7 protein-coding genes and 1 pseudogene are annotated in these 7,055 nt (G+C 71.2%); 5 read left to right on the top strand and 3 right to left on the bottom strand.

Annotated elements, in window-relative coordinates:
• Window positions 1-276: 276 nt before the first annotated feature.
• From F8271_RS28775 to F8271_RS28765, 3 genes are all read left to right on the top strand, one after another.
• Window positions 277-618, top strand: coding sequence for a hypothetical protein (locus tag F8271_RS28775; protein ID WP_151492980.1), 342 nt, complete (start codon window positions 277-279; stop codon window positions 616-618).
• Window positions 615-1,274 (top strand): nucleotidyl transferase AbiEii/AbiGii toxin family protein, encoded by a 660-nt coding sequence (locus tag F8271_RS28770; RefSeq protein WP_151492979.1) that lies wholly within the window; start codon window positions 615-617, stop codon window positions 1,272-1,274. Before F8271_RS28775 ends, F8271_RS28770 begins: the two co-directional genes overlap by 4 nt.
• Before the next feature lie 145 nt (window positions 1,275-1,419).
• Window positions 1,420-3,213, top strand: coding sequence for a bifunctional UDP-sugar hydrolase/5'-nucleotidase (locus F8271_RS28765; protein WP_151492978.1), 1,794 nt, complete (start codon window positions 1,420-1,422; stop codon window positions 3,211-3,213).
• Window positions 3,214-3,271: 58 nt separating this feature from the next.
• Here the strand turns inward: F8271_RS28765 and F8271_RS28760 are convergent, their stop codons facing one another.
• Window positions 3,272-3,472 carry a hypothetical protein gene (locus F8271_RS28760; RefSeq protein WP_151492977.1) on the bottom strand — a complete coding sequence of 67 codons (201 nt, stop codon included), beginning with the start codon at window positions 3,470-3,472 and terminating at the stop codon, window positions 3,272-3,274.
• A gap of 95 nt (window positions 3,473-3,567) precedes the next feature.
• The gene (locus F8271_RS28755) at window positions 3,568-4,710 is read right to left on the bottom strand and encodes a geranylgeranyl reductase family protein (protein WP_151492976.1); all 1,143 of its coding nucleotides are present in this window, start codon (window positions 4,708-4,710) and stop codon (window positions 3,568-3,570) included.
• Between the two features lie 146 nt (window positions 4,711-4,856).
• Between F8271_RS28755 and F8271_RS28750 the strand changes: the two genes are divergently transcribed.
• The gene (locus F8271_RS28750) at window positions 4,857-5,093 is read left to right on the top strand and encodes a hypothetical protein (protein ID WP_151492975.1); all 237 of its coding nucleotides are present in this window, start codon (window positions 4,857-4,859) and stop codon (window positions 5,091-5,093) included.
• A 73-nt stretch (window positions 5,094-5,166) separates the two neighbouring features.
• On the top strand, window positions 5,167-6,594 hold the full coding sequence (locus F8271_RS28745; RefSeq protein WP_151492974.1) for an MFS transporter: 1,428 nt from the start codon (window positions 5,167-5,169) through the stop codon (window positions 6,592-6,594).
• A gap of 66 nt (window positions 6,595-6,660) precedes the next feature.
• Here the strand turns inward: F8271_RS28745 and F8271_RS28740 are convergent.
• Window positions 6,661-6,930, bottom strand: a pseudogene (locus F8271_RS28740) (hypothetical protein); the annotation flags it as partial.
• Window positions 6,931-7,055: the final 125 nt, after the last annotated feature.

Raw genomic sequence — 7,055 nt, 5'->3', positions numbered from 1 at the left:
AGCCAGCCACCATTCCACCGCCCGAGTGCGGCCGGTCACAGCCCACAACCCCCACCACCGGACAAACCACCCACCCCGACGCGACCGGCCACGACCCCACATCGGGCAATCACCGGGTGATCCACTCGGCTTCGGCGAAAACGGGGTATCCGGGACGGGGTGACACCCCAGGTTCCAGGAAATCGCGTCGATCACCCGACCGGACACCGGCACCGGGCGGGACGCCCTCGGAACGTCCTCGGCGACACCGGGTCCGCCGGGCGTTACCCTGACACCATGCAGGCCGTCTCCCCCACCGCGACCGGCGTGGCCTTCCTGGCCCGCCCGGGTCGCCCCGCCGTGGTGGCGCGGACGCTCGCCGAACTGGCCGGCCCCACCCGGGGGGTGGTGGAACTGCCGGTGCGGTTGATGTGGAACACCGAACGCGCCTTCGACCTCGGCGACCCCGACCAGTTGCTGTGGATGTACGAGAACGTGCTGCGGGAAACCACCCGCGCCGAGGACCTGCGCGTTCTCATCAACGGGCGGACGCTGCGGCGGGTGTGGCGGTTGTTGAACCTGCCCCGAGGCGTACGCCTGGCGTGGGAGAGCCGGCACCGCGGCCTGCGGGCGGCGTGATCGCGCCGCACCTGCACGAGTTCTACCGGGAGGTGGCCCGGGTGGCGCTGGCCGCCGCCGGCCCGTACCGGTTCGTGTTGGGTGGCGGGGTGGCCTGGGCCGCACACGGTCTCGTCGCCCGCCCGACGGAGGATGTGGACCTCTTCGCCGACGTGGAGGGTGCCGCCGCGGCCGCCTCCGCCGGAGTGCGGGTCGCGTTGGAGCGCGCCGGGTTCACCGTGACCGACGCCGACCCGGACAGCGACCTCGCCGAGCTGTTCGACGGGTACGACCGGGACATGAAGGACTTCGTGGTGAGCCGGGACGGGCGCCAGATCCGGCTGAGCCTGGCTCGGCTGGACCGGCAGCAGAGCCCGGTGGTGATGGACCTCGGGCCGGTGATGGACGTCCGCGACCTGGTGGCCAACAAGATCGCGGCGTTGGTCAACCGGCGGGAGGTCCGCGACTTCATCGACGTGGCGGCGGCGCTGGAGCACTACGACGTGACCGAGCTGCTGGTGCTGGCCCGGCAGGTCGACCCCGTGCTGGATCCGGACGACGTGCGAGCCGCCGGCCGTTACCTGGACCGCCTGTCCGACAAGCGTTTCGGCCGGTACGGCCTGAGCGCCGACGACGTCGCCCGGGTGCGGCAGCGCTTCACCACCTGGCCACGCTGACTCCGCCGGCTGGCCGGGGCGATCTTTTGGGGTGTCGGTGCCGAACCGCTGCAACGGTCGGGGCTGGCGTGGCGGGAGTGACAACCGCTGGTTATGGTGCGCGAGGCGCTCACGAGGCGCGTTCACCCCCACGGAAAGGCACGTCATGACCTCTCCCTCCGGCCCGTCGCGCCGCCAGGTGCTCGCCGTCGCGGCCGCGGCGGCGACCGCCCCGCTGATCGCCGCCGCCCCCGCGCAGGCGGCGCGCCCGGCCCGGCCGCGCACCTGGGACCTCACCCTCCTGGGCACGTCGGACACGCACGGCAACGTCTACAACTGGGACTACTACCGCGACGCCGAGTACGACGACAGCAAGCACAACGACATCGGCGTCGCGAAGCTGGCCACTCTGATCAACCAGATCCGCGCCGAGCGGCGCGGCAAGGCGACGCTGGTGCTCGATGCCGGCGACACCATCCAGGGCACGCCCCTGGCCACGTTCTACGCCAAGCAGGAGCCGATCACGGCCACCGGCGAGAAGCACCCGATGGCCCGGGCCATGAACGTCATCGACTACGACGCGGTGACGCTGGGCAACCACGAGTTCAACTACGGCCTACCGCTGCTGGACCTGTGGATCCGCCAGCTCGGTTTCCCGGCCCTCGCCGCGAACGCGATCAACGCGAAGACCGGCAAGCCGGCCTTCCTGCCGTACGTCATCAAGAAGGTCTCCCTCGGCTTCGCCGCGCCGACCCTGCGGGTCGGCATCCTCGGCCTCACCAACCCCGGCGTGGCCATCTGGGACAGGGGCAACGTCGAGGGCCGGCTGCGCTTCGACGACATGGTCGCGACCGCCGCGAAGTGGGTGCCGATCATGCGCGCCCGTGGGGCTGACGTCGTGCTGATCTCCGCGCACGGCGGCGACAGCGGCACCTCCAGCTACGGCCCGGAGCTGCCGAACGAGAACCCGGTGGCGCTGATCGCCCAGCAGGTGCCGGGGATCGACGCGATCCTCTTCGGGCACGCCCACAACGAGGTGGTCGAGCGGTTCGTCACCAACGAGCGGACCGGCGCGCAGGTGCTGCTCTCCGAGCCGTCGAAGTGGGGCCAGCGGCTCACCCGGATGGACTTCACGCTCGCCCGCGAGCACGGCCGCTGGACGATCACCAAGAAGGCCGCCAGCATGCTGAACACCAACACGGTGGTCGAGGACCCGAAGGTGCTCGCCGCCGTACGGGCTCAGCACCAGAAGACGATCGCGTACGTCAACCAGGTGGTCGCGCAGGCCACCGTGGAGATGTCCACCGTCGAGTCCCGATACAAGGACACGCCGATCCTGGACTTCATCAACCACGTCCAGGCCGAGACCGTCACCAAGGCGCTGGCCGGCACGCAGTACGCCGCTCTGCCGGTGCTGTCGCAGGCGTCCCCGTTCAGCCGCACCGCGGTCTTCCCCGCCGGGGACGTGAAGATCCGCGACGTGGCAGGGCTGTACGTCTACGACAACACGCTTGAGGCGGTCGTGCTCAGCGGCGCCGAGGTGCGCGCCTACCTGGAGTACTCGGCGAAGTACTTCCGGACCTTCGCCCCCGGTGCCCCGGTCGACCCGGAACAGATCAGCGACTCGCCGGCGGTGCCGGACTACAACTACGACGTGATCTCCGGCCTGGACTACGACATCGACATCTCGAAGCCGGTGGGCCAGCGGATCACGCGGTTGGTGCTACCCGGCACCGACACCCCGGTCGCGGACAACGCGCAGTTCGTGGTCGCGGTGAACAACTACCGGCGCAGCGGCGGCGGCAACTTCCCCGGCATCGTGAAGACGCCGATCTACAACGAGCAGCAGGAGATCCGCCAGCTGCTCATCGACTGGGCGCAGGCCAAGGGGACCGTCGACCCGGCCGACTTCTTCCAGCCCAACTGGCGGCTGGTACGCGAGGGCGCGCCGGTTTTCTGACCGAAGCGGATCCCGGACGGGCCGTGGGTGGCGACACCCCCGGCCCGTTCGCGCGTTCTCAGCCCTGCACATTCCACCGGACCGGGTCCTCGGCCTTTCCCGGCTGGTCACGCCCGGGATCGGTCTCGGTGAGGGCGACCCGCTCGTCCGGGCGGACGGCGGGTGGCAACTCCCCGAACCGGACGTGGCGCAGAAACGCGTACTCGTCGTCGGTGAACGACTGCTCGGCCATCAGCACCTCCCGCTGCTCCCCCGCCATTGTCCGGCGAGCGGGTCACCGGGCGCCAGCGTCCGTCCGGGTCGCCGTCGCCCGCCCGACGTTCGGGTGCGGGCGGGCACACCGCGTAGGGCGTCCTAGGATCCTGGGTGAATGGAATGGGCCCGTCGGTCCAGCAGGGCGAGGGCCGCCCGGATCGGCCGGCGCTCCAGCATCTCGGCGAAGCTGGCGTGGCCCTGGCAGAACTGGACGAACATCCGCCACCCCGGCGGCGTCGCCAACAGGGCGTGGAACACCCCCGGGCGGCGGGTGAACACGTCGAGCAGCCGGAACCCCGCCCGCATCTCCGGCGTCAGCCGCTCGGCCACCGCCCGCTCGTACCCGGGCAGGTCACCGGCGGCGACCGCCGCACCGGCCAGCTCGCCGGACCGCAACGCGAAGCTGATGCCCTCCCGGCTCCACGGCTCCAGCAGCCCCGCCGCGTCCCCGGCCACCAGCACCCGGCCGGCACGCAACGGCGAATCCTCCTCGCGGCAGCGGGTCAGGTGACCGGAGTCGTGCTCGGTCGGCAACCCGGTCAACCCGAGCCGGTCGACGAACTCCCGCAGGTACTCCCGCGTCCCCTCCCCCGCACCCCGTGCGGCGATCACACCAACCGTGAGGCGATCGTTCTTGGGGAACACCCACCCGTAGGAGCCCGGCATCGCACCCCAGTCCAGCAGCAGCCGGCCCCGCCACCGCTCCTGCTCGGCGGGCGGCACCGGCACCTCCACCTCCAGGCCCAGATCCACCTGCCGGTACCGCACTCCGACGTGCCGGGCGGTCACCCCGGACGACCCGTCCGCGCCGATCACCGCGCGGGCTGTCAGCGTCGTACCGTCGGCCAGCCGCACGCGTACCTGCTCAGGGTCCTGTTCGATCGCGCGGACCGCGACCCGCTCCCGCATGTGCGCGCCGGCGGCGACAGCCGCCGCGCGCAGCCGGTCGTCGAACTCCTCGCGGCGCACCATGGTCACCACCGGGCTGTCGTGCCGGCGGGTGAACTCACGGCGGCCATCCCGGGTGAACGTCACCCGGTCCACCCGGTCGTGCGCCGGCACCTCGATCCGGTCCCGCACGGCGGCCAGCGAGGTGCCGATGAGACCACCACCGCAGGTCTTGTACCGCGGATGCGCGGCCCGTTCGACAACGAGGGTGCGAACGCCGGCGCGGGCGGCGGCGTGTGCCGCGGAGAGCCCAGCGGGGCCGGCGCCGACGACGATGAGATCCCAGATGATCACGGTTGCAGCCTAGGGCACCGCGCGAGGCGCGGACCGGGCACGGCACGCCACCTCGACCGCCCGATCGGGTGGGCATTTTCGCTCCACCAGCGGGTACCCGACGCAGCGCAAACGTCCGCGCGAGCGGACGACCAAAGGAGGAGATCATGCAGCAGGTGCAACTGTCGGAGGTCGAGCAACGGGTGTACCAGGCGGTCACCACCCTCGAGCAACGCGGACAGGTGCCGTACCCGGACCTGATCGGCGAGGAGGCCGGACTGAGCGAGGAACAGGTGCGCGCGCCGCTGCACCTGCTCACCGAGAAGGGCCTGCTGCACCGCGAGGACTCGCCGATGGCCGGCCTCGACTTCGGTCCCCGGTTCTGCGCCCGTCAGATGGCGTGACCCGCGACGGTTCGCACCCCGACGACCGGGGTAGCGACCAGAAATGGATGATCACCGGTCAGCGGGGGCCAGGATGAGCGCGGCGCAGACGCCGCAGACGCTCGACGCGGCGGAGAACCGCCGCCGCTGGCAGGCCGTGGGCGTCGGCCTGGTCGCCGCGTTCATGACGCTGCTCGACGTGAGCATCGTCAACGTCGCGGTGCCGTCCATCGACCGGGCGCTGCACGCGTCGCCGAGCGACCTGCAGTGGGTCCTCTCCGGGTACGCGCTCACCTTCGGCCTGGTGCTGGTACCCGCCGGCCGCTTCGGCGACGCCCGTGGCCGGCGCAACGCGTTCGTCTTCGGCATCGCCCTGTTCACGGCGACCAGCGCGCTCGCCGGCCTGGCCACCTCCCCGACGTGGCTGGTCGCCGCCCGGCTCTTGCAGGGCGCCGCGGCCGGCGTCGTCAACCCGCAGGTGATCGGGCTGATCCAGCAACTGTTCCGGGGGCCGGAACGAGCCCGCCCGTTCGGTCTGCTCGGGGCCACCATCGGTATCTCCACGGCCGTCGGTCCCCTGCTCGGTGGACTGCTCATCGCCATCGGCGGCGAGGAACACGGCTGGCGGTGGGTCTTCTTCGTCAACGTGCCGGTCGGCATCCTCGCGGTGATCCTCGGCTGGCGCTTGCTGCCGGGTCGCCCCGATGGGCAGCCGAGCCGGCGCCGGCTCGACCCCGTCGGCGTGCTGCTGCTCGGCGTGGGCGTGGTGCTCATCCTGCTGCCGCTGGTGCAGGAGCAGCAGTGGCGGACCCCGTGGAAGTGGGCGCTCATCCCGGCCGGCCTGGCGGTGCTCGTCGCGTTCGGGCTCTGGGAGCGGTCGTACGCACGCCACCACGAGCCCCTGTTCGACCTGAGGTTGTTCAGCTTCCAGTCATACACCCTGGGGTCGCTCATCGCGCTGATCTACTTCGGCGGCTTCACCGCGATCTTCTTCGTCTTCACCCTGTACCTGCAGAACGGCCTCGGCTACAGCGCGCTCGTCGCCGGCCTGGCCATCACCCCGTTCGCGCTCGGCTCGGCCGCCGCGTCCGCGCTGGGCGGCCGGATCGTCAACCGCTTCGGCCGGCCGCTGGTCGGCATCGGACTGCTCGCGGTGGTGATCGGCCTCGCCGCCACGGTGGTCGCGCTCCGCCTGGCGCCGCACGCGCCGGCACCCTGGGTCACCGCCGGTCCCCTGCTCATCGCCGGTATCGGCAGCGGACTGGTGATCGCTCCCAACCAGACGCTCACCCTCGCGCAGGTCCCCGTACAACAGGCGGGCAGCGGCGCGGGCATGCTCCAGACCGGTCAGCGGATCGGCGCCGCGGCGGGCATCGCCGCCGTCGGCTCGCTGTTCTTCTCCACCCTGACCGACAGCCACGGCGACTGGACCAGGGCCTTCGAGACGTCCCTCGTGCTGGCCACCGGCATCATCGCGCTCGCCCTGATCGCGGCGCTGATCGACATCGTCCACAAGAGCTGACGACCCCAGGGGTACGACGAAGGCCGGCACCCTGTGCGGGTGCCGGCCTTCGGTGTTGTTCTGGGGTCAGCTGTTCCAGTGCTGGCCGACCAGGTCGGTGGCCTGCTGTTCCCACTGGGCGTAGGCGTCCGGGTAGGCCGACACCTGCACGGTCTGCGCGGCGTCGGTCAGCGCCATGTCCTGCCAACCGTCGACCTGCGTGAGGCCCTTGAGGAACGCCGTCGTCGAGTAGGCCGGGTCGGTGATCTGCTCCGGCGTGCCCCAACCGGAGCTCGGGCGCTGCTGGAACAGGCCCAACGAGTCGTGGTCGTTGGCGTCACCCAGGTGACCCAGGGAGCCTGTCCGAATTTCTGTGTAACGCCCTATCCTGTCTAACTATCGGACATCGATGGGGATGCGGCCTGGGAAGAAGATGTCCAAGGCGTTGAGGGCCTGCTTCCAGCCGTGGACGCCGGCGCCTT

The sequence above is a fragment of the Micromonospora sp. ALFpr18c genome (assembly GCF_008868155.1).
Lineage (GTDB): Bacteria > Actinomycetota > Actinomycetes > Mycobacteriales > Micromonosporaceae > Micromonospora.
The sequence above is the reverse complement of the archived record's forward strand: the minus strand, read 5'-3'. Positions and strand labels throughout refer to the sequence as shown.